This is a genomic window from Streptomyces griseus subsp. griseus, from assembly GCF_000720255.1.
GTDB lineage: Bacteria > Actinomycetota > Actinomycetes > Streptomycetales > Streptomycetaceae > Streptomyces > Streptomyces griseus_I.
Map to the genome: position 1 here is coordinate 1 of NZ_JOJE01000023.1, position 19,387 is coordinate 19,387.

At 68.8% G+C, this 19,387-nt stretch carries 23 protein-coding genes; 9 read left to right on the forward strand and 14 right to left on the reverse strand.

Translation table 11 applies throughout. From position 1 onward, the window contains the following. Positions 1-128: 128 nt before the first annotated feature. The gene (locus tag IG99_RS27410; RefSeq protein ID WP_051865938.1) at positions 129-935 is read left to right on the forward strand and encodes a type IV toxin-antitoxin system AbiEi family antitoxin domain-containing protein; all 807 of its coding nucleotides are present in this window, start codon (positions 129-131) and stop codon (positions 933-935) included. 21 nt (positions 936-956) lie between these two features. Beyond that, positions 957-1,223 (forward strand): hypothetical protein, encoded by a 267-nt coding sequence (locus IG99_RS27415; protein WP_037678162.1) that lies wholly within the window; start codon positions 957-959, stop codon positions 1,221-1,223. A gap of 175 nt (positions 1,224-1,398) precedes the next feature. Here the strand turns inward: IG99_RS27415 and IG99_RS49000 are convergent, their stop codons facing one another. Next, positions 1,399-1,545: a hypothetical protein gene (locus tag IG99_RS49000; RefSeq protein WP_158973249.1), complete on the reverse strand. Its 147-nt coding sequence runs from the start codon at positions 1,543-1,545 to the stop codon at positions 1,399-1,401. Between the two features lie 100 nt (positions 1,546-1,645). On the opposite strand from IG99_RS49000, the gene IG99_RS51430 reads away from it, so the two are divergent. Then, on the forward strand, positions 1,646-1,777 hold the full coding sequence (locus tag IG99_RS51430; RefSeq protein ID WP_267882565.1) for a hypothetical protein: 132 nt from the start codon (positions 1,646-1,648) through the stop codon (positions 1,775-1,777). 65 nt (positions 1,778-1,842) lie between these two features. Here IG99_RS51430 and IG99_RS27420 read toward each other — a convergent pair whose 3' ends face one another. The 5 genes from IG99_RS27420 to IG99_RS27440 all read right to left on the reverse strand — a co-directional run bounded on the left by IG99_RS27420 (position 1,843) and on the right by IG99_RS27440 (position 7,245). Beyond that, a complete protein-coding gene (locus IG99_RS27420) occupies positions 1,843-2,295 on the reverse strand; it encodes a heat shock protein transcriptional repressor HspR (RefSeq protein ID WP_037678165.1) in 453 nt (150 codons plus the stop codon). Between the two features lie 5 nt (positions 2,296-2,300). Beyond that, entirely contained in the window at positions 2,301-3,482 is a 1,182-nt protein-coding gene (gene dnaJ, locus IG99_RS27425; RefSeq protein ID WP_037678168.1) for a molecular chaperone DnaJ, read from the reverse strand. A gap of 45 nt (positions 3,483-3,527) precedes the next feature. Further along, entirely contained in the window at positions 3,528-4,184 is a 657-nt protein-coding gene (gene grpE / locus IG99_RS27430; RefSeq protein WP_037678171.1) for a nucleotide exchange factor GrpE, read from the reverse strand. Further along, positions 4,181-6,049 carry a molecular chaperone DnaK gene (gene dnaK, locus IG99_RS27435; RefSeq protein ID WP_037678174.1) on the reverse strand — a complete coding sequence of 623 codons (1,869 nt, stop codon included), beginning with the start codon at positions 6,047-6,049 and terminating at the stop codon, positions 4,181-4,183. The genes grpE and dnaK overlap by 4 nt, the downstream gene beginning before the upstream one ends. A gap of 95 nt (positions 6,050-6,144) precedes the next feature. Next, positions 6,145-7,245 (reverse strand): MraY family glycosyltransferase, encoded by a 1,101-nt coding sequence (locus tag IG99_RS27440; protein WP_037678177.1) that lies wholly within the window; start codon positions 7,243-7,245, stop codon positions 6,145-6,147. 274 nt (positions 7,246-7,519) lie between these two features. On the opposite strand from IG99_RS27440, the gene IG99_RS27445 reads away from it, so the two are divergent. Together IG99_RS27445 and IG99_RS27450 are read left to right on the forward strand one after the other, a co-directional pair. Further along, positions 7,520-9,817, forward strand: coding sequence for a (Fe-S)-binding protein (locus IG99_RS27445; protein ID WP_037678179.1), 2,298 nt, complete (start codon positions 7,520-7,522; stop codon positions 9,815-9,817). Between the two features lie 93 nt (positions 9,818-9,910). After that, entirely contained in the window at positions 9,911-10,951 is a 1,041-nt protein-coding gene (locus tag IG99_RS27450; protein ID WP_078947934.1) for a Yip1 family protein, read from the forward strand. 181 nt (positions 10,952-11,132) lie between these two features. Here the strand turns inward: IG99_RS27450 and IG99_RS27455 are convergent, their stop codons facing one another. Continuing rightward, positions 11,133-11,627 carry a DUF3237 domain-containing protein gene (locus tag IG99_RS27455; RefSeq protein ID WP_037678184.1) on the reverse strand — a complete coding sequence of 165 codons (495 nt, stop codon included), beginning with the start codon at positions 11,625-11,627 and terminating at the stop codon, positions 11,133-11,135. Then, complete coding sequence (locus IG99_RS27460) at positions 11,624-12,088, reverse strand: ester cyclase (protein WP_037678187.1); 465 nt, start codon at positions 12,086-12,088, stop codon at positions 11,624-11,626. The genes IG99_RS27455 and IG99_RS27460 overlap by 4 nt, the downstream gene beginning before the upstream one ends. Before the next feature lie 116 nt (positions 12,089-12,204). Here IG99_RS27460 and IG99_RS27465 point away from each other — a divergent pair, with 116 nt between their 5' ends. Further along, on the forward strand, positions 12,205-12,837 hold the full coding sequence (locus IG99_RS27465; RefSeq protein ID WP_051865940.1) for a TetR/AcrR family transcriptional regulator: 633 nt from the start codon (positions 12,205-12,207) through the stop codon (positions 12,835-12,837). Between the two features lie 356 nt (positions 12,838-13,193). Here IG99_RS27465 and IG99_RS27470 read toward each other — a convergent pair whose 3' ends face one another. Beyond that, on the reverse strand, positions 13,194-13,787 hold the full coding sequence (locus IG99_RS27470) for a DinB family protein (RefSeq protein WP_037678193.1): 594 nt from the start codon (positions 13,785-13,787) through the stop codon (positions 13,194-13,196). Between the two features lie 24 nt (positions 13,788-13,811). Then, complete coding sequence (locus tag IG99_RS27475; RefSeq protein WP_037678196.1) at positions 13,812-14,276, reverse strand: Lrp/AsnC family transcriptional regulator; 465 nt, start codon at positions 14,274-14,276, stop codon at positions 13,812-13,814. Positions 14,277-14,388: 112 nt separating this feature from the next. Here IG99_RS27475 and IG99_RS27480 point away from each other — a divergent pair, with 112 nt between their 5' ends. From IG99_RS27480 to IG99_RS27490, 3 genes are all read left to right on the forward strand, one after another. Continuing rightward, complete coding sequence (locus tag IG99_RS27480) at positions 14,389-15,495, forward strand: Glu/Leu/Phe/Val dehydrogenase dimerization domain-containing protein (protein WP_051865958.1); 1,107 nt, start codon at positions 14,389-14,391, stop codon at positions 15,493-15,495. Positions 15,496-15,807: 312 nt separating this feature from the next. Next, on the forward strand, positions 15,808-16,359 hold the full coding sequence (locus IG99_RS27485) for a DinB family protein (protein ID WP_037678199.1): 552 nt from the start codon (positions 15,808-15,810) through the stop codon (positions 16,357-16,359). A gap of 74 nt (positions 16,360-16,433) precedes the next feature. Further along, positions 16,434-16,874, forward strand: a complete 441-nt coding sequence (locus IG99_RS27490; RefSeq protein WP_051865942.1) for an NUDIX hydrolase — start codon at positions 16,434-16,436, stop codon at positions 16,872-16,874. 63 nt (positions 16,875-16,937) lie between these two features. On the opposite strand, the gene IG99_RS27495 is transcribed toward IG99_RS27490, so the two are convergent. The 4 genes from IG99_RS27495 to dcd all read right to left on the reverse strand — a co-directional run bounded on the left by IG99_RS27495 (position 16,938) and on the right by dcd (position 19,269). Continuing rightward, entirely contained in the window at positions 16,938-17,288 is a 351-nt protein-coding gene (locus IG99_RS27495; protein ID WP_051865962.1) for an NIPSNAP family protein, read from the reverse strand. A gap of 76 nt (positions 17,289-17,364) precedes the next feature. Continuing rightward, a complete protein-coding gene (locus tag IG99_RS27500) occupies positions 17,365-17,694 on the reverse strand; it encodes a hypothetical protein (protein WP_037678202.1) in 330 nt (109 codons plus the stop codon). A 487-nt stretch (positions 17,695-18,181) separates the two neighbouring features. Next, positions 18,182-18,691, reverse strand: coding sequence for a phosphoribosyltransferase (locus IG99_RS27505; RefSeq protein WP_051865944.1), 510 nt, complete (start codon positions 18,689-18,691; stop codon positions 18,182-18,184). Positions 18,692-18,693: 2 nt separating this feature from the next. Further along, complete coding sequence (gene dcd / locus IG99_RS27510) at positions 18,694-19,269, reverse strand: dCTP deaminase (RefSeq protein ID WP_037678206.1); 576 nt, start codon at positions 19,267-19,269, stop codon at positions 18,694-18,696. Positions 19,270-19,387 lie beyond the last annotated feature (118 nt).

Sequence of the window (19,387 nt, forward strand, 5' to 3'; positions counted from 1 at the left end):
CCCCCTCGCGGAACTCCGGCTCGAACTTCCGTCGCTTCTCCGCCATGACTCCCAACTTCCCCTGCAGTCACGGTCTCTACGCTACGAGGGGAGGGACATACAGACACCCGGAAAGCAGGAACGAGGACATGGCAGCGGCCGAGTCCGGGCAGCGGATCGCCTTCTCGTACGAGGATCCCGCCCAGGCCGTACGACAGGCCCTTCTGGGCCCGCTGATCCGCTGCGCCCTTCCCGCGCTCATCAGCCTCGAAACGTTGGTCACGATGCTGACGAGAGTGCCCGGAGGCGACGTCACCCCCGAGGCGCTGCGGGAGGTCCGGGCCGTGCGCACGGCTGTCGAGTCGCTGCTCCCGGAGGGCGCGGTGAGCCCACAGGAGGCGGACACCTCCCCCCGCGCCCTCACCGGCTCCGTCTCCCTCGAACTCGCCACCAGCGACCCGGTGACCGCGCTGCGCCGCGACTTCGTGGAGCCGCTGCTGCGCGAACTGAGTGCGTCCCTCGCCAACATAGAGAAGGTGGCCGCCATGCTGGCCGCGGCCTCGGACGGCGAAGACGAGGCCCACCTGGAAGCGATCCGCACCGCACTGCACGGCATCCGCGCCCACCTGCCGAACCCGGCGCCCACCGGCAGGACGACCACCGCCACGGGCACGGCCACCGTCGTCGGCCCCGGCCGCCGCCCAGCCACCGCACCCAGCATCCGCGCCGCCGTGGAGGCGGCCGTGGCCACCTTCCCCGGCCCGTTCTCCGCCCGCGACGTCCTGCGGGCGCTACCCCCCGGCGTCTACGGCGACCCGTCGAAGACCATCAGCAACGTGCTGTCGGCCTTGGTGAAGTCAGGCCGCCTGCAGCGCCTGGCCCGCGGCACATACGCCCGCACCCTCGACGTCCCCGCCCTGGTCCTGCCCGAGCAGGACGAGGCGAAGAGCGCCTGAGCCGAGCCGGAAGGAACCCCGATGACCGAAGCGACCCCGTCCCCCGCCGCACCCGATGCCGCGGCCGACGCCCAGGTGCACGTCTTCTCCCCGAACGCCGGCCTGATCGACGGCGTCCCGGTCACCGCCCCGCCCTACGGCGACATCCAGGACGTCATCCTCTCGATCCTCCAACAACGCGCCCAACAACTCGGCGCCCCCACCCCCGCGACCATCAACGACAACCGCTACGGCGGCGCGATCCGCCTCCTGATCCACCCGGACGGGACGACGGAACAGCTGGGCTGAGCATCCTCCGCCGGGTCGGCTCCGCTTGGGACCGGTGATCGTCTCACCGATCACGAACCCCTTGGCGGGGCCCTCGGGAACAATCACCTCGGTGCCGTAGGGGACACAATGAATGTCCTCCCAGTCGGCCTTCTCCGGGCGGGGCCCGGTGAAGAGGGTGACGGCGCCCTGTCTACTACGTCATCACCGCCGTCGACAGCGCGGGCGCCGAGTCGGTGCCCTCCGCCGTGGCCGTCGCCGACCGGCGCGTCCCCGCCAACGGCACGGGACCGGCCCAGCCGCGCTTGACGTCGATCTCCTCGGGCTCCACGCGCTCTCCCATCGTCATCGGCGTCCAGCCCGGGGCCGGTGACTAAGGGCGGCTGCTCCAGGGCTTCACCTGGAACATCTCCGGTGCGTGCGGCGACAGTGGTCTGGGGCGTATGACGACCACGAACACCATCGAGTGGACCCCGCAGTACAACGGCTCCTGCGCGGTCAGCGTATTCGCGGTGGGGTACTACGGAAGCAGCGGGGAACGCGGCTCCTGGCTGGAGTTCACGGTCGGGCGCTGACGGACACGAAAGGGGCCCGGAGGTTCAGGTGAACCTCCGGGCCCCTCACGTCACTCACCAGCGCGTCAGTCCGATGCCTGCTGCCGCTTCGGCCGCCACACCACCAACGCGCTCGTCTGCTGCACTTCCTGATACGGCACCAGGTCCCGCCGGTAGGACGCGTGCACCGCCGCCTCGCGCTGCCGCATCGCCGCCGCCGCGCCGTCCAGGGCGGACTGGAGTTCGGCCATCCGCGACTGCAGCGCCGCGACCTGGTTCTCCAGTTCGATGATGCGCTTGATGCCGGCCAGGTTGATGCCCTCGTCCTGCGACAACTGCTGGACGGTGCGCAGCAGTTCGATGTCGCGGGCCGAGTAGCGGCGGCCCCGGCCGGGGGTGCGGTCGGGGGAGACCAGGCCCAGGCGGTCGTACTGGCGCAGCGTCTGCGGATGCAGGCCGGAGAGCTGGGCCGCGACCGAGATGACGTAGACCGGGGTTTCCTCGGTCAGTTCATACGGGTTTCGCCGACGGCCGTCCATCCCACTCAAGCTCCCTTCGCTGCCTCGAACAGCTCCGCCCGCGGGTCCTCGTCCGCGGTCGCCTCGCGATACGCCTCCAGTGCGTCACGAGCCTTCCCCGCCAGGTCCTTCGGAACACTCACCTCCACGGTGACCAGAAGGTCGCCGCGGGTGCCGTCCTTGCGGACCGCTCCCTTGCCGCGGGCGCGCATGGTGCGGCCGTTGGGGGTGCCGGGGGGCAGCTTCAGGGTGACGGGCGGGCCGCCCAGGGTCGGGACACGGACCTCGCCGCCGAGGGCGGCCTCCGTGAACGTCACCGGGACCGTCACCGTCAGGTTGTCGTCCCTGCGGCCGAACACCGGGTGGGTGCTGACGTGGACGACGACGTACAGGTCGCCGCCCGGGCCGCCCCGCTCGCCCGGCGCGCCCTTGCCGCGCAGGCGGATGCGCTGACCGTCCGTGACGCCCGCGGGGATGCGGACCTGCATCGTGCGGGACGACTTGGCACGGCCGCTGCCCTTGCAGTCCATGCAGGGGTGCTCGGCGATCAGGCCGCGGCCCTTGCAGTCCGGGCACGGGTCGGTGAGCGAGAAGCCGCCACCCGAGCCCCGCGCCACCTGCCCGGTGCCGACACAGGTCGGGCACACGCGCGGTGTGCCGTTCTTGTCGCCGGTGCCGGAGCAGGCCTTGCACGGTGACTGCGAGGACATCCGCAGCGGGACCGTCGCGCCCTCGATCGCCTCGGTGAAGCTGAGGGTGACCTCGGACTCGATGTCCTGGCCGCGCCGCGGCTGCGTGCGCGTGCCCGTGGTACCGCCGCCGCGGTTGAACAGGCCCCCGAAGACGTCACCGATTCCACCGCCGAAGCTTCCGGAACCCCCGCCGCCCTGGGCGCCGCCTCCGAAGAGGTCGCCCAGGTCGAAGTTGAACGAGCCGCCGCCCGCGCCCGGCCCCGGGCGGAACCCGCCGTTGCCGAAGAGGGCGCGCGCCTCGTCGTACTCCTTGCGCTTCTTGGGGTCACCGAGGATGTCGTTCGCCTCGGAGATCTCCTTGAAGCGCTCCTCAGCCTTGACGTTTCCCTTGTTGGCGTCCGGGTGGTACTCGCGGGCGAGCTTGCGGTACGCCTTCTTGATCTCGGCCTCGGTGGCGTCCTTGGGGACGCCGAGGACCTTGTAGTAGTCCTTCTCGATGAAGTCCTTGGTGCTCATCCTCGACGCCCCTCCTTCCTGATCGAGTGTCTCGTCGGTTCAACGTCAGCCCTCGTCCGGGCCACCGTTCTCCTTGTCGTCGCCGGCCGGCTTCTCGTCGCCGCCCTCGGCCTTGACCGTCTGCGCTCCCGGCTGCGGTTCGGCCACGGCCACCCGCGCGGGGCGGATGGTGCGCTCGCCGATTCGATACCCGGGCTGCAGAATCGCCACGCACGTCGTCTCGGTGACGTCCGGCGCGTAGCTGTGCATCAGCGCTTCGTGGATCGTCGGGTCGAAGGGCTCGCCCTCCTTGCCGAAGTGCTGGAGGCCCAGCTTCGCCGCGACGGTCTCCAGCGACTCCCCGACGGACTTGAAGCCGCCGACGAGCTCGCCGTGTTCCCGCGCGCGGCCGATGTCGTCGAGGACGGGCAGGAGCTCGGTCAGGAGGTTCGCGATGGCGATCTCCTTGACCGCGATCCGGTCGCGCTCGACCCGGCGGCGGTAGTTCTGGTACTCGGCCTGGAGGCGCTGGAGGTCCGCGGTGCGCTCACCGAGCGCGGTGCGCACCTGGTCCAGCTGGGCCACCAGCCCGGCTGTCTCGTTCGCGTCCCCGGCCGGGGCCGCCTCCTCCTCGGAAGCGGCGGCCTTCGGCTCGGCGTCTTCAGGGGTGGCGCCGGAGGGGACGTCGGGCTTCTCCTCGAAGCCCGGGGTCTCCTCCGTCACGCGGCACCGTCCTTGCGCTCGTCGTCCACGATCTCGGCGTCCACGACGTCGTCGTCGGCGGCCTTGGCACCACCGGCGGCGGCGCCCTCGGGACCACCCGCGGCCTGCCCGGCCTGGGCGTCGGCGTACATGGCCTGGCCGAGCTTCTGGGAGACGGCCGCGACCTTCTCGGTGGCGGTGCGGATCTCCGCGGTGTTCTCGCCCTCGGCGGACTCGCCGCCCTTGAGCTTCTCCTTCAGCTCCGCGACGGCTTCCTCGACCTCGGTCTTGATGTCGGCCGGGACCTTGTCCTCGTTGTCCTTGAGGAACTTCTCGGTCTGGTAGACGAGCTGCTCGCCCTGGTTGCGCGCTTCGGCGGCCTCGCGGCGGGCGTGGTCCTCCTCCGCGTACTTCTCGGCCTCTTCACGCATCCGGTTGACCTCGTCCTTCGGCAGCGAGGAGCCGCCGGTGACGGTCATCTTCTGCTCCTTGCCGGTGCCGAGGTCCTTCGCCGTGACGTGCATGATGCCGTTGGCGTCGATGTCGAAGGACACCTCGATCTGCGGGACGCCGCGGGGCGCCGGCGGCAGACCGGTCAGCTCGAACATGCCGAGCTTCTTGTTGTACGCCGCGATCTCGCGCTCGCCCTGGTAGACCTGGATCTGCACGGACGGCTGGTTGTCCTCGGCCGTGGTGAAGATCTCGGAGCGCTTCGTCGGGATCGTGGTGTTGCGCTCGATGAGCTTGGTCATGATGCCGCCCTTGGTCTCGATGCCGAGGGACAGCGGGGTCACGTCGAGGAGCAGGACGTCCTTGACCTCACCCTTGAGGACACCGGCCTGGAGCGAGGCGCCGATGGCGACGACCTCGTCCGGGTTCACACCCTTGTTGGCCTCCTTGCCGCCGGTCAGCTCCTTGACGAGCTCGGCGACGGCGGGCATACGGGTGGAGCCACCGACGAGGACGACGTGGTCGATCTCGTTGATGGAGATGCCGGCGTCCTTGATGACGTTGTGGAACGGCGTCTTGCAGCGCTCCAGCAGGTCGGCCGTCAGCTGCTGGAACTGGGCGCGCGTGAGCTTCTCGTCCAGGTGCAGCGGGCCCTCGGCGGACGCGGTGATGTACGGCAGGTTGATCGTGGTCTCGGTGGACGAGGACAGCTCGATCTTCGCCTTCTCAGCGGCCTCGCGGAGGCGCTGGAGGGCCATCTTGTCCTTGCCGAGGTCCACGCCGTGACCGCTGGCGAACTGCTTGACCAGGTAGTCGACGACGCGCTGGTCCCAGTCGTCACCACCGAGGTGGTTGTCACCGTTGGTGGCCTTCACCTCGACGACGCCGTCGCCGATCTCCAGGAGGGACACGTCGAAGGTGCCGCCACCGAGGTCGAAGACGAGGATCGTCTGGTCGTCCTTGTCGAGGCCGTAGGCGAGCGCGGCCGCGGTGGGCTCGTTGACGATACGAAGGACGTTGAGACCGGCGATCTCACCGGCTTCCTTCGTCGCCTGACGCTCGGAGTCGTTGAAGTACGCCGGGACGGTGATGACCGCGTCGGTCACCTTCTCGCCCAGGTAGGACTCGGCGTCCCGCTTCAGCTTCTGCAGGATGAACGCGGACATCTGCTGCGGGTTGAAGGGCTTCCCGTCGAGCTCGACCTTCCAGTCGGTGCCCATGTGACGCTTCACCGAGCGGATGGTCCGGTCCACGTTGGTGACCGCCTGGCGCTTGGCGACCTCGCCGACGAGCACCTCACCGTTCTTGGCGAAGGCGACGACGGACGGCGTGGTCCTGGCACCCTCGGCGTTGGTGATGACGGTGGGCTCGCCGCCCTCCAGAACGCTGACGACGGAGTTAGTCGTGCCCAGGTCGATGCCGACCGCACGTGCCATGGTGATCTTCCTCCAGCTGACTTGAGTGGAACGGACTCAAGTGTGCATGACGGCCACCGTGCGGTCAACAGAGCTGAGTCGAGCAGGCTCAACTCTTATCCGTTCCTTACACGCAAGGGCGGCCTGACCTGCGCCGACACCTGCCTCGAAACCTCTCTCGAAACCTGCCTCGGCGCCTGCCTCGGCGCCTGCCTCGTCACTTGCGTCGACACGCCCTGCCGCCGCCCGCGAGGGGGTCCGACCGGCACCCTCATCAACCCCAGGACGACCACCGGGGTCACGCCCGCCACCCACCACAGGGCCTGCGCCCCCACGCACCCCAGATGAACCAGGACCGCGACGAGTACCCCCGCGAAGGCCGCCATGCCCAGCAGTACCGCCGCCCCCTGCCCGGTGAGCCCGAGCCTCCGCAGCCGGTGCCCGAGGTGGTCCGGCGCCCGGCGCGGCAGCGGCCGCCCGCCCAGCCGCCGGGACAGCACCACGAGGACGACGTCGGCGCCCGCGACGGCGGTGAGCGCGAACAGCACTCCCGCGTTGACCGCGAGCCCGTGCCCCGCGCGGACGGTCACCGCCACCACGGCGAGCAGGAACCCCGCGAACAGGGCCCCGCAGCCCCCCAGCGCCACCCGCGCGGGAGGCCAGTTGTGCATCAGGAACCCGGTGAGGGCGGCGGCCAGCACACTGAGCAGCCCCGCCGGTCCGTCCATGACCTCGGCGGCGGCGCAGGCGGCCACCCCGAAGGCGGTGAGGACCCCCACGGTGCCGGCGAGCCCGTCGGCGTGGTCCAGGGACCGGAAGGCGAGGGCCACGAAGGTGACCCAGCCGACGGCCAGCACCCCGCCCAGTACCCCGAGATCGGCGTACGGAACGACCCAGGCCGCCGCCACCGCCGTACCGACGACGAGGAACCGCGCCTTCAGCCGCCACACGTCCGCGACCAGCCCGAGTACGGAGATCGCGGCGCCCGCGACGAGCAGGTCGCGGACCTCGTCGTCGAGCGGGTCGGCCCCCAGCCAGTCCGCGGCGGCCATGACCAGACAGGTGACGAGCACGACGGCCACTCCCCCGGACAGCGGTACGGGGCGCTGCCGCCGCCGGTCCACGAGCCCGACACGCAGGGCCGGGACGCGGAGCAGCGCGGCGAGCACCGCGGCGAGGAGGAGGGCGGTGGTGGCGGCTGCGATCCCGTAGAGCACGTCACCAAATTAAGACGGATGTAACGATATGCGGTGAATAACACGACCTGTTCGGCGTGCCGCGCCACAGCGGTACGGACGCGCCCGCCGAGTCCGGCCCCGACGCGCCACCAGGACCGGAACCCACGCGTCCACTGAGGGCTGCCTCAGTAGCACAGATCACCGCGCCGCTGACTACAGTGCGACGCAGAATGTGGGTAGTCTCAAGGGACTGCATAAGTTACCGCTTAGTAATCTCGCTCGAAGAAGCCTCGCAGGCCCGAGGAGCCCCCAAATGCAACTCGCCGCGATCATCGTGTCGCTGGTCCTGACCGTGGTCGGCGTCGCGCTGCTCGCCCGCGCCATCGGCCAGTTCGTCCGGTATTTCAAGCTCGGCCAGCCGGTGCCCGCGGGCACCCGGACCGACAACCCCTACCAGCGCAGTGTGACGCTGGTGCGGGAGTTCCTCGGCCACACGCGGATGAACCGCTGGGGCATCGTCGGTGTCGCCCACTGGTTCGTGGCGATCGGCTTCCTGACGCTGCCGCCGACCATCATCACCGCCTACGGCCAGCTCTTCGAGGCCGACTGGACGCTCCCGGTGATCGGCGGCTTCCTGCCGTACGAGCTGTACATCGAGTTCATCGCCGCGATGACCACCCTCGGCATCGCCACGCTGATGGCCATCCGCCTGCTGAACCTGCCCTCGCGGCCCGGCCGCAAGTCGCGGTTCGCCGGCTCGAAGATGGGCCAGGCCTACTTCGTCGAGTACGTCATCCTCACCATCGGCCTCGCCATCTACGTGCTGCGCGGCCTCGAGGGCGCGATCCACCACGTGGACCACTACGAGGCGGCCTACTTCGCCTCGTATCCGCTGGTCCTGGCCTTCAAGGGCCTGAGCGTGGCGACCCTGCAGAACCTGGTCTACCTGTTCGCGATGATCAAGCTGGGCACGACCATGATCTGGATGATCACGGTCTCGCTCAACACGAACATGGGTGTGGCCTGGCACCGCTTCCTGGCCTTCCCGAACATCTGGTTCAAGCGCGAGGCGACCGGCGGGACGGCCCTCGGCGGTCTCCAGCCGATGACCTCCGGCGGCAAGCCGATCGACTTCACCGACCCCGGTGACGACGACGTCTTCGGCGTCTCCCAGGTCGAGCAGTTCTCCTGGAAGGGCCTGCTCGACTTCTCCACCTGCACGGAGTGCGGCCGCTGCCAGTCGCAGTGCCCCGCCTGGAACACGGGCAAGCCGCTCTCCCCCAAGCTCCTGATCATGTCGCTGCGCGACCACGCGCACGCCAAGGCGCCGTACCTGCTGGCCGGTGGCGGCAAGACGATGGAGGGCGAGGAGAAGGCGTCCGAGGAGCAGCTGAAGGACGTCCCCGCGGCGGCTCTCGCCGAGGCCGAGCGGCCGCTGATCGGCACCGCGGAAGAGAACGGCGTCATCGACCCGGACGTCCTGTGGTCCTGCACCACCTGCGGTGCCTGCGTCGAGCAGTGCCCGGTGGACATCGAGCACGTCGACCACATCGTCGACATGCGCCGCTACCAGGTCATGATCGAGAGCTCCTTCCCGTCCGAGGCGGGCACGATGCTCAAGAACCTGGAGAAGAAGGGCAACCCCTGGGGCCTGGCCAAGAAGCAGCGGCTGGAGTGGACCAAGGAGGTCGACTTCGAGGTCCCGGTCGTCGGCAAGGACATCGAGGACCTCACCGAGGTCGAGTACCTGTACTGGGTCGGCTGCGCCGGCGCCCTGGAGGACCGCGCCAAGAAGACCACCAAGGCCTTCGCCGAGCTGCTCCACATGGCGGGCGTGAAGTTCGCGATCATGGGCGGCGACGAGAAGTGCACCGGTGACTCCGCCCGCCGTCTGGGCAACGAGCCCCTGTTCCAGGAGCTCGGCATGGAGAACGTCATGGCGCTGAACATGGCGTTCGGCGAGGAGACGGACGACGAGGGCAAGGTCGTTCCCGAGTCGGCGAAGCCCAGGTCGGCCAAGAAGATCGTCGCCACCTGCCCGCACTGCCTCAACACGCTCGGCAACGAGTACCCGCAGCTCGGCGGCGACTACGAGGTCATCCACCACACCCAGCTGCTCCAGCACCTGGTGGACGAGGGCAAGCTGATCCCGGTCACCCCGGTCGAGGGCATCATCACGTACCACGACCCCTGCTACCTGGGCCGCCACAACAAGATCTACACGCCCCCGCGCGAGATCATCGCCAACGTCCCGGGCCTGCGCAACGAGGAGATGCACCGCCACAAGGAGCGCGGCTTCTGCTGCGGCGCCGGTGGCGCGCGGATGTGGATGGAGGAGCGGATCGGCAAGCGCATCAACAACGAGCGCGTCGACGAGGCCCTCTCCCTCAACCCCGACATCGTCTCGACGGCCTGCCCCTTCTGCCTCGTCATGCTCACGGACTCCGTGAACGGCAAGAAGAACGACGGCAAGGCGAAGGAGTCCATCCAGGTGGTCGACGTGGCCCAGCTGCTGCTGGAGTCCGTGAAGACGCCGGTGACGGACGAGGACGAGCCCCCGGCGGGCACGTCCGACGCGGAGAGCGAGCCGGAGCCCGCGCCGGTGAAGTGACCGCGGCCCCCGCGCTCTTACGGTGCCCCCCGCCCCCTCGGGCGAGGGGCACCGTTGCCGTGTCGGGGACAACTCCGTGCCGTCCCTTAGGGGATGTCACAGGTCGGCCGCAAACCCCCCGTTGGGCGGCCTTGCCCCGCACGTCACTCGGCGGGACCAGGTACGTTCGAAGACGTGGCTGGATTCAGGATCGGACGCGGCGGCCGGGACGGCCGTACCCCGCAGACGCGACCCCAACAACCTCCGTACGGACAGCAGGCGCCCCAGGGCCCGTCGTACGGCTACCCGCCGGCGCCGCCGCAGCCGTCGTACGGCCGGCAGCGACCGAGGCAGCAGGGCGGCCAGCAGCCGCCGTACGGCGGTGGAGCCGGTACCCAGTGGCCGCAGGCGCAGGGCGGCGGCGAGCCGGAGTACTTCGGCGGCGACGACCCGTACGCCCCCGGCCCCGGCGTCCCGGACCCGTACGCGGCCAACAACCCGGGTCACACGCAGGCGTTCTCGGTCGACGACCACGCCCAGTACACGGACCCGCAGGGCTACACCCAGGGCGGGACGTACCAGGCGGGCGCCGCGGCCCCGGCGGGCCCGGTCGGCCCGCGCCTGCACTGGAAGGACCTGCTGAGGGGCATCGTCACGGCCCCCAGCCAGACGTTCCTCCGGATGCGCGACTACACGATGTGGGGCCCGGCCCTGATCGTGACGTTCCTCTACGGCCTGCTCGCCGTCTTCGGATTCGACGGCGCGCGCAAGGACGCGATAAACGCCACGCTGTCGAACGCGGTCCCGATCGTCCTGACGACGGCCGTCGCCATGGTGGTCTCGGCCTTCGTCCTGGGCGTGGTCACCCACACCCTGGCCCGCCAGCTCGGCGGCGACGGCGCCTGGCAGCCGACGGTCGGCCTCTCCATGCTGATCATGTCCCTCACGGACGCCCCTCGCCTCGTCTTCGCCATGTTCTTCGGCGGCGACGCGACGTTCGTCCAGGCCCTCGGCTGGGCCACCTGGGTCGCCGCGGGCGCCCTCCTCACCATCATGATCACCCGCTCCCACGACCTCCCCTGGCCGAAGGCGCTGGGCGCGTCCGCGATCCAGCTGATCGCGCTGCTGTCGATCGTGAAGCTGGGCACGTTCTGACGGCTGCCGCTGGACGGGCGGGTGGGCGGTACGAGCTGCTGTACGGCGTTACGACGAGAAGGGCTCCCGGCGAGAACCGGGGGCCCTTGTTGCTGTCGCGGTGTCGGCATTCACCTTGGGCGCCCACCGGAACAGCATCCGGCATACGCCGATGTTCATAGGCCCAGCACCTCTCGTTTCGTTACAGGATCTGAAAGACCTTGTAGGCGATGCCGCCTTCGACCAGATATCCCGACCCGACGCAGACTGTGCCGTTGAGCCATGTGTAGGGCTCTGCCCCCGTCTCGAAAAGCGGGTTGGTCCGGAAGTAGTAGTGGGCTGGGTCGATCCGGTACCGCTCATCGGGGTCGGCCAGGGCGTCGCGCACCTCGGGCGGGGTGACCCAGCGGCCGCCGTAGGTCATGTGCAGGAGGGCGTCGTCGTGGGTGCGCAGAGTCAGGCGTACGTCCAGGGTCATCGCTCCGTCGGGGGCGAACAGCGCCCAGTCTCCCCCGCCGGGGAGGACGTCGCCGCTCAGCCTGGGGCCGTGGAACGTGCCGCCTGCCGCACCGAAGAGGACGCGCCGGCCGAACGGGCCGCTGCCGATGGGCAGGCGGGGGTTCAGGTCGACGACCATGTCGAAGAGGTGCGCTGTCCGGATCTCGCCGACGTCCTTCACACGCGGGTCTGCCGTCATGCCGCGTCGCCTCCTGCGAGCGCGGGGAACAGCCTCTGTCGGACCGCGTCCGTCGAGACTCCCGACTGTGCGCACAGCGTCGCCAGGTCGAAGAAGAAGCGTTCTCCTGCGACCAGGTCGTCTTTGAAAGTGAAGTGGATGAACACCGGTATCTCAGCACGTTCGCCGTTGGGGACAGCACCGAACCGGTTGCCCGTCATGGTCAGCCGCGCTGTGCCCCAGCACACGAGCGTGTCGCCGTTGTTCGCGTGACCGTGCAGGACGACGTCGTAGTCGGGGAACGAGGCGAAGAACCGCCGTAACGCCTTCTCGTTCTCGGCCAGGCCCCGAGCCGTCGTACCGAAGGCCGGAGTCTCGAGGACCATGTCGGGATGGAAGAGCCGCAGGGCGGCTGGAACGTCCTGTCGGCTCTTGGCGACGGCGAGCGCGTGCGCCAGTTCGAGCCTGCGTTGTTCATGCATAGGTGCCTCCTTCACAACGTGTTTGCAAAGTAAACATACGATCGGTCGTATGCTTGAGGCAAGCGCATGACAGGATGAAGTCGATGAACGAGCACTCAGGGAGCCGAGGGCGACAAGTGGCTGTGTCCACAACGGAAGCAACAGGCGCGACGGTGGCGGACCAGCGCCTTGTCCGCGGTGCCCGGACCCGGCACAAGATCACGCGCCACGGCGTCGACGTCGCCTCCCTGGAAGGGCTCAACGGGCTCAGCATCGGCCGTCTGGCCACCGACCTGGGGCTGAGCAAGAGCGGCATCCAGACGCTCTTCAAGACCAAGGAGAACCTCCAGCTCGCGGTCTCGGAGTCGGCGCGCGAAGAGTTCACCGAAGCGGTCATCCGCCCCGCACAGACCGCTCAGCCCGGCACCGCCCGGCTGCGCGCACTGACGGAACGCTGGATCTCCTACATCGAGGCGCCGTTGTTCGCCGGAGGCTGCTTCTGGGCGGCCTGCCTCCCCGACTTCGACAGCCGGCCCGGGAAGGTCCGTGACACCCTGCTGCTCCACCGCCGCACATGGCTCGCTCTTCTCGCCGGCGAACTCGACTGCGCCGTGAACACCGGGGAGATCGCCCAACTGGACGTGGGCCTCACGGTCTTTCAGATCGACGCTGTACTCAACGCCGCAAACACCGCACTGCGCCTGGGTGAAAGTGACGCGGTCTCAAAGGTTCGCCGCGTGGTCGACGGGTTCCTTGCACCCCCGCACTGACAGGCGACCCCCGCACGAGAGGCGCCTCGACGGCCAATGCGTGGCATGTCACGGCAGGGCAGTTGCAAGTTCCGGGATTGCGTCGATCATCAGCGCCCAGCGGGAGTTGACGCAGCAACAGCACAGGCACGAGATCGTTGATCACCAGGGTGTCTATGCCAGCTGATCACATCGAGGTCCCGTGCCTGCCGCAGTATCTTCCCCTATCCCGCCGTCCTGCTGAAGGTGGGTCCGCTGGACGCGGACCGGGCCGCTGACCTGCGCCCCTACTTCGACGCGGTGCCCGATCCGCGCTCGCGGTGCGGCCGGTGGTACTCCCTGGGAGACCATGCGCTCCACGATTGCCGTCGTCGCGGCTACGGCATGCGAGATGCCTGCTCAGCCACACGCTGCAGTCGGCTTCGGTAGTCCGCCCACCACGCAGAGTCGCCCGATGCCATGCCGGCGTTGCGCTCGTTCATGCCCACGGCGCCGTCGACGTGTTCGCGAAGGATGTCGGCGTGTCCGGCGTGCCGGTGTGTGTCGGCGGTCACGCGCACCAGGGCGTGGTGCAGTGTGATCTCATTGCCGTTGCTCGGCCACCAAGGCACCTTGCCTATCGCGTCGAGCGCCAGCGCGTCGATGGTCGCGTCCGAGTGGGCCCACGCTCGGCGATAGCGCGCAACGATGTACTCGCGCGACTCGTCGGCGGTGGCCCACATATGAGCGTTGGGCTCAGAGCCCGCTCCGAACCAGGGCCGCCGTTCGCCGGACGGCCGTCCGAACGTGTCGCCCAGGTAGCCCAGCTCTACGCAGGACGCGTGCTTGACCAGGCCCAGGAGGTTGGTGCCGGTCGGCGTCAACGGGCGGCGAATGTCGTACTCGGAGAGCCCTTCCAGCTTCCAGAGCAGGGCATCACGGGCGTCCTGCAGATAGAGGCGCAGGTCCGCCTTGGGATCCGGTATCGGCATGCGGCCAGTCTGCCGCACGTACGCTCAGTCGCGCGCGTGCAGGCGTGCGGGGGCGGTGTTGCTCACCTGCTGGAAGATGACCGAGGTGCGGAAGCCGGTGATTTCGCCGCGCTTGCTGAGCCGGTCGGTGAGGAAGGCGTGCAGGTGGTCCAGATCCTGAACGGCGACGTGAAGGAGGAAGTCGTCGCCTCCTGAGAGCACGAAGACGTGGAGGACTTCTGTCAGGCCACTGGCGAAGACCTTGAAGGCGTCGATGACGGCGCGGCTGAGAGGGCGTACCTGAACCGACACGAGCGCCTGAACGCCGCGGTTGAGGGCCGCGGGATCGATGTCGGCGTGGTAGCCGCGGATGACGCCCCGGCGGTGGAGCGCCCGAACCCGCTCCAGGCAGGTCGAGGGGGCGATGCCGAGCTGCCGGGCGAGTTCGCGGTTGGACTGCCGTGCATCTGTCTGGAGAAGCCGGACGATCTCCGAATCAAGTTCATCCATGGTCGGCTACCGTACCCGATCTTCAGTCAAACGTTCGGCCGAGCACCTCATCCATGAGTCAGTCATCCAGTATGACGCCATCGAAGCGGACAACGAAGGGACTGGCGGACTCATGCTCGATCATGAACAGGTCGTGATCCACACCGGTCGGCGCTCGCGGCTGCCGGTAATCGTGGCTGTCCACTCGACGGCGCTCGGTCCGGCGGCCGGCGGCCTCCGGCTCTGGCACTACCCTCACTGGCGGGACGGCCTCACCGACGCCCTTCGCCTGTCGGCGGCGATGACCGCGAAGTTCGCTGTGGCCGGGCTGCCCAGTGGCGGCGGGAAGGCCGTCGTAGCCCTGCCGGAGGGGATGGAACTCGATGCCGTCCGACGCCGCGACGTGCTGCACGACGTGGCGGACGTCATCGCGTCGCTGGGTGGTGTGTACGCGACCGGGCCGGATGTCGGGACCAGCCCCGACGACATGGCGTCGATCGGGGAAACCACCCCCCATGTGTTCTGCCGACCGGCCCATCTGGGCGGCAGCGGCGACTCGTCCCCGCACACCGCGCGGGGGGCGCTTGCCGCGCTGCGGGCCGTCAACCGGCGGTTGTACGGCACCTCGAGCCTGAGCGGCCGCGCTCTCGCCGTGGTCGGGCTGGGCCGGGTCGGCGCCGACCTCGCCCGCCTCCTCGCGGCCGAAGGAGCCGCCCTGACGGTGACCGACATCGACCCGGACAAACAGAAGATCGGCGACGAGCTCGGCGCTGTCTGGCGGTCACCCGACGAGATCCTCGCTGCGGACGTGGACATCGTGGTCCCCGCAGCTCTCGGCTCCACCCTGACCAGGCGGACTGCGGCGGAGCTCCGCTGCCGTGCCGTGGTCGGACCGGCGAACAACCAGCTCGCCACGCCGGATGTCGCAGACCTGCTGCACCAGCGCAGCATCGTCTGGGTTCCGGACTATGTCGCAAGCGCGGGCGGAGTCATCAACGCCGTCAGCATCGAGCTGCACCACGTCAGTGCCGGCGAGGCCCGCGCACGAGTCCGCGCCATCGAGGAAACCGTCGATGACCTGCTGGACACCGCGCAGCGCCACGGCCAGAACCCGGCGCAAGCGGCGAGCGAGCTGGTCCGGCGCCGCCTGCGCGTCACGTCCGACCCCACCAGCGCACCCCCGATGTCGTTGCGGTTGCGGGCAGCAGGGCCCGACGACGCCGAAACACGGCACTGCTGAACACCGACAGCCGGCGTCGGCACTACCGCGGCTGGACGTCCGCCACGGCGCCGCAGACTCCAGGGGGATGCGGATCCTCCACGCCGGGAAGCCCTGACGGGCATTCATGGCTCTCGTGCGACACACCGGCGATGACCGTGGGGTGACGACCTTGCGGACGGCCGCGGTCTTGGCACGGTGCTTTCCCGGTTGGCGAAACAGCAGGTGCCCGACGTCGGCCAGAGGCGCTGGGCGGCGGCTTCACCATGCGGTACGTGACATGGCGTTCACGGCCGCGCGAACAGCGCGCACAGCGCGCACGGAAGGGCGGACATGAGCCATCCCACCAGAAGAGCCGAACTGTTCGGTGGCGCCGACAGCGATCGCCGGTTCACCGGGCCGACCACGGGCGACGAACGGCGCATGCTCATCGACGTCCTGAGCGCCCAGCGCGCCACGCTGCAGTTGAAGTGCTCCGACCTGGGCCCGGAGTTGTCCCTGCGGTCTGTGGAGCCGTCCACGCTTTCACTCCTCGGCCTGGTCCGGCACCTCGCCGATGTGGAACGCCGCTGGTTCCGGCGGGTCCTGGACGGGCAGGACCTGCCGGCCCTCTTCTCCTCGACTGTCGACCCCGACGGGGACTTCGACGGCGCCACGGACAACCCCAGGGTCGTCGCCGCGGCATGGGAGGCGTGGCAGAACGAGGTGGCCTTCGCCGAAAGGTTCGTAACCGAGGCCCCCGACCTCGACGTTGAAGGCGACGACTCCTGGCGCGGAAGGGTGTCGCTGCGCTGGGTACTCATCCACATGATCGAGGAGTACGCCCGCCATAACGGCCACGCCGACCTGCTCCGCGAGCGCATCGACGGAGCGGTCGGCGTGTGAGGAGTGAGGGGGCGTTTTGTTCTTTCCGCCCGCGCCGGCCCAGAGCCGCTGACAGGCTTGGGAGGATGGCGTCCATGACACAGGACGGTGGGGCGGTCGTTCCCAAAAGCTCCGAAGAGCCGGATTTCCTGGTGGTCGTGGCCGCTGCGATTGTCCAGGGAGGGCGTCTTTTGGTGGTGAGCAAGAAGGTGGCTCCCGAGGTCTTCTATCTGCCCGGCGGGAAGCCCGACGTGGGAGAGAGGCCGATGGAGGCTCTGGTCCGGGAGCTCGATGAGGAACTCGGGGTTTGCCCGTTGGATCCGCGGTTTCTGGCTGAAGTCGAAGCCCTCGCGGCTCTTGAGGGCGTGCCCATGAAGATGACGGTCTTCGAGGCGAGCATCAGCCAAGTCCCCCGGCCTGCAGCTGAGCTGGCGGACCTGCGATGGATCTCCGGTGCTGAACCAGGTGTGCAGCTGGCTCCGGCGGTGCGGGACCAGGTGCTGCCACTTCTCAGGCAGAACGGCCTGCTCGCCTGACAGCGGAGCCGACGGCAGCGCACGAAGGGTATCTGTGGGGTATCTGTGGCGACGCCGCTCAGGTCAGCTTTTGGTGTTGGGCTGTTGTGGGTTGGCCTCCGGGTCGGCCGGACTGAACGCAGGGCGGAGGAAGGTCCGGTCGAAGCGACGAATGCAGCCCGTTTGCTCGCTCAGCTGCCACAGCTGACTCGCTTGGGGGTCTTGCCGGATGGCCTCGCGGTAGGACTCGTAGGCTGCGAGGCTGGGGAACGAGAACAGCGCATAGGCGATGTCGTTGGCGCCTTCGTGCGGCAGGAAGCAGCCGTGGTGGGTGCCGCCCAGCCGGTTCACGATTGGTATCCACCCCGTCACATACCTCTCGAATGCGGAGATCTGCCGGGGATCGATTTGGTAGCGCAGGTGGCAGGTGATCACGGAGCCATTGTTCCTGGCCGGGCTGCCCTCTTCGTCCATCGGGGGAGGAGCGCTTGCGAGGTGCTCATCTCACCGCTCAGGACGAGGGCGTGAAGCCGGCGGACTGGTCGAGGTGGAAGGCGGAGCCGAGACCCGTCGGAGTCCACCCCTCACGCAGGGCCACGCGAACAGCCGCAGCGACAGTGGACGACAGCACAGGCTCAGCCTCGCGGCCGATCCAGTTGCTCGAATGCGGCCGTCTGGTGGTGACCACGAGCGTCGTGCCTGGCGTGTCCGCGTGCTCGACCGCGAATGTGCACGGCGACCAGGCCAGGCCCTGGGAGTACGTCGGCCTGCCTCGCAGCCGCCAGCGGTAGGCCCTGCCGTCGACAACGATCCGTCGTGATCCCTTGCGGACCAGCGCCATGACACCCCCCTGCAACAGCGAAGATGCTAGCTGTTGCACGTCAGGGCGTTGGTGACGGCGCATAGTGGTGGGCAAGATCGGTGGCGAGGTCGCGAAGGTGAGCCCTGGCTTCGGTGGGGCCGTGCACAGTGATGGCGCTCCCGAACGGCAGTAGTGCTCGCACGTCCTCCAGATGCAGGAAGCGGATGGTCACCTTGCGGCCGGTGGCGGATTCTTCATGGTCGTCCCGGACGAGTCGTAGGCCGAAGATCCGTTGCGCTCGCTCGAGCTGGGTCTGGTCGATGGTGGCGCTGACCTCTATCGCGTGATTGTGTTCCCACTGATCAATGAGCGCTGCGGCGACCTCTGACCCGGCTCCGCACCGGCCTCTACGGCGCTGGCGACGAGCCGACGTCCGCGACCGAGGGCGGTTGACGCGTGGCTCCCTTGACGGGCTGTCGCTTGTCCTCTGCCTCACCCGTAGAGGTGCGCGCGTAAGACCCGCAGGTCAGAGTGCTTCCCTGGACGGAGTAACCGGCTCCCCCGACTTACGTACCACGGGCAGAACACTCCACGGGAAGTTGATCCACTCGTCGGTGCGCTTCCAGACATACTCGCACTTCACGAGCGAGTGGGGCTTCTCATAGATGACGGCGCTGCGCACCTCGGCGACCGTGTCGAGGCAGAAGTCGCGCACCAGCTTGAGCGTCTTGCCGGTGTCGGCGACGTCGTCGGTGATGAGGACCTTCTTGTCGGAGAAGTCGATCACGTTGGGGACGGGCGCGAGCATGACGGGCATCTCGAGGGTCGTACCGACTCCGGTGTAGAACTCGACGTTCACGAGATGGATGTTCTTGCAGTCCAGGGCGTAGGCGAGCCCGCCCGCGACGAAGACGCCCCCGCGGGCGATGCTGAGCACGACGTCCGGCTCGTATCCGTCGTCGGCGATGGTCTGCGCCAGCTCCCGCACGGCGGTGCCGAACTGCTCGTAGCTGAGGTTCTCCCGGGTGGCGCCCATGCTCACACCTGGGTCCGGTGGAAGTTCAGGTAGGAGCGGGAGGCGGTGGGTCCGCGCTGGCCCTGGTAGCGGGAGCCGTAGCGCTCACTGCCGTAGGGGTGCTCGGCCGGCGAGCTCAAGCGGAACATGCACAGCTGGCCGATCTTCATCCCTGGCCAGAGCTTGATGGGGAGCGTCGCGAGGTTGGACAGCTCAAGGGTGACGTGCCCAGAGAACCCCGGGTCGATGAAACCCGCGGTGGAGTGGGTGACGAGCCCGAGCCGGCCGAGGGAGGACTTGCCTTCGAGCCGTGAGGCGAGGTCGTCGGGAAGAGTGATGACCTCGTAGGTGGAGGCCAGCACGAACTCCCCGGGGTGCAGGATGAACGGCTCGTCGCCGTCCGGCTCCACGAGCCGCGTCAGGTCGGTCTGCTCGACGGCGGGGTCGATATGGGGGTAGCGGTGATTCTCGAACACCCGGAAGTAGCGGTCGAGCCGCACATCGATGCTCGACGGCTGCACCATCGATTCGTCGTAGGGATCGATCCGTACCCGCCCGGCGTCGATCTCGGCCCGGATGTCCTTGTCTGAGAGAAGCACGTCCCGAGGATACGCAAGGCGCGCGGAGCCCCCACAATCAGGACGACTCCGCGCGCCAGGCCGTTTCTCTCCGTATCGCTACTGCTTCTGCAGGGTCACCGGTACCACGCTGCGAAGC

Excerpts from the sequence above, each read along its gene's own strand:
- IG99_RS27410 (WP_051865938.1), top strand. The coding sequence starts at position 129 with ATGGCAGCGGCCGAGTCCGGGCAGCGGATCGCCTTCTCGTACGAGGAT.
- IG99_RS27415 (WP_037678162.1), top strand. The coding sequence starts at position 957 with ATGACCGAAGCGACCCCGTCCCCCGCCGCACCCGATGCCGCGGCCGAC.
- IG99_RS49000 (WP_158973249.1), bottom strand. The coding sequence starts at position 1,545 with ATGGGAGAGCGCGTGGAGCCCGAGGAGATCGACGTCAAGCGCGGCTGG.
- IG99_RS51430 (WP_267882565.1), top strand. The coding sequence starts at position 1,646 with ATGACGACCACGAACACCATCGAGTGGACCCCGCAGTACAACGGCTCC.
- IG99_RS27420 (WP_037678165.1), bottom strand. The coding sequence starts at position 2,295 with ATGGACGGCCGTCGGCGAAACCCGTATGAACTGACCGAGGAAACCCCG.
- dnaJ (WP_037678168.1), bottom strand. The coding sequence starts at position 3,482 with ATGAGCACCAAGGACTTCATCGAGAAGGACTACTACAAGGTCCTCGGC.
- dnaK (WP_037678174.1), bottom strand. The coding sequence starts at position 6,049 with ATGGCACGTGCGGTCGGCATCGACCTGGGCACGACTAACTCCGTCGTC.
- IG99_RS27445 (WP_037678179.1), top strand. The coding sequence starts at position 7,520 with ATGCAACTCGCCGCGATCATCGTGTCGCTGGTCCTGACCGTGGTCGGC.
- IG99_RS27450 (WP_078947934.1), top strand. The coding sequence starts at position 9,911 with ATGTCACAGGTCGGCCGCAAACCCCCCGTTGGGCGGCCTTGCCCCGCA.
- IG99_RS27455 (WP_037678184.1), bottom strand. The coding sequence starts at position 11,627 with ATGACGGCAGACCCGCGTGTGAAGGACGTCGGCGAGATCCGGACAGCG.
- IG99_RS27460 (WP_037678187.1), bottom strand. The coding sequence starts at position 12,088 with ATGCATGAACAACGCAGGCTCGAACTGGCGCACGCGCTCGCCGTCGCC.
- IG99_RS27470 (WP_037678193.1), bottom strand. The coding sequence starts at position 13,787 with ATGCCGATACCGGATCCCAAGGCGGACCTGCGCCTCTATCTGCAGGAC.
- IG99_RS27475 (WP_037678196.1), bottom strand. The coding sequence starts at position 14,276 with ATGGATGAACTTGATTCGGAGATCGTCCGGCTTCTCCAGACAGATGCA.
- IG99_RS27480 (WP_051865958.1), top strand. The coding sequence starts at position 14,389 with ATGCTCGATCATGAACAGGTCGTGATCCACACCGGTCGGCGCTCGCGG.
- IG99_RS27485 (WP_037678199.1), top strand. The coding sequence starts at position 15,808 with ATGAGCCATCCCACCAGAAGAGCCGAACTGTTCGGTGGCGCCGACAGC.
- IG99_RS27490 (WP_051865942.1), top strand. The coding sequence starts at position 16,434 with ATGACACAGGACGGTGGGGCGGTCGTTCCCAAAAGCTCCGAAGAGCCG.
- IG99_RS27500 (WP_037678202.1), bottom strand. The coding sequence starts at position 17,694 with ATGGCGCTGGTCCGCAAGGGATCACGACGGATCGTTGTCGACGGCAGG.
- IG99_RS27505 (WP_051865944.1), bottom strand. The coding sequence starts at position 18,691 with ATGGGCGCCACCCGGGAGAACCTCAGCTACGAGCAGTTCGGCACCGCC.